1 protein-coding gene is annotated in these 782 nt (G+C 49.9%); it reads right to left on the bottom strand.

Translation table 11 applies throughout. The annotated features are described in order from the left end of the window. Positions 1-83: 83 nt before the first annotated feature. Positions 84-782: group II intron maturase-specific domain-containing protein (locus NO989_RS21860; protein ID WP_371343201.1), on the bottom strand; the 699-nt coding region annotated here is incomplete at its 5' end.

Raw genomic sequence — 782 nt, 5'->3', positions numbered from 1 at the left:
ACATCGAGTAGGGTGAGGCGTCACCGCCTCATCCCTCTCACAGAACCGTACATACGGGCCTCGTATACGGCTCATGTACATAGTTATTTAGCGTAATTGCTAAACACATATCCCGTTGCAACATTCTCCAAGTTCATTAGCCCAAGTTCATCGAACCAACTGTTTGGCATCGCGTAGCTTGCTAAAGGACTGCGTGCACTGCTCCAGCTCGTCATGTTGATGTGAGCGAACTTGCCTTTATAACCATGCTGTCGTAGCCAGCGATGAAGGCGGCTCGCCTTCTTCCATAACTTAAGTTGGATGCTGCGCAAGCGCCGTCTTAGCCAGCTCGCGAGTTGCTTAAATACCCTGCTCGCATTGGCTATCTTGAAGTAATAACTGAACCCTCTTAGCAGTGGGTTTAGTGCATTGATAACTGATTGCAGTGGCATTCCGCCATTGCGTTTCGTCATCTGCTTGAGCTTCGCCTTAAACGCGGTGAGTTTCTTGGGCTGGATGCGGGTATGTTTCGTCCCGATTTCAACGCCGAGGAACTTCACACCAACATCACTGTGGGTGATGTGTGTTTTCTCCGTGTTTACGCTTAGCTTTAGCTTTTCTTCTAAGATGTGTGTGGCTTGCGCTTTGGCATTTTCTGCCGCTGCACGACTGCTACACAGGATAAGGATGTCATCAGCATAGCGCACTATGCGGTGCCCACGTTGTTTCATTTCCTCATCGAACGCATCCAGATAGATGTTCGCTATGAGCGGGCTTATTACCCCGCCTTGCGGACTGCCTGT

Source organism: Alteromonas sp. DY56-G5, assembly GCF_041414725.1.
Lineage (GTDB): Bacteria > Pseudomonadota > Gammaproteobacteria > Enterobacterales > Alteromonadaceae > Alteromonas > Alteromonas macleodii.
The sequence above is the reverse complement of the archived record's forward strand: the minus strand, read 5'-3'. Positions and strand labels throughout refer to the sequence as shown.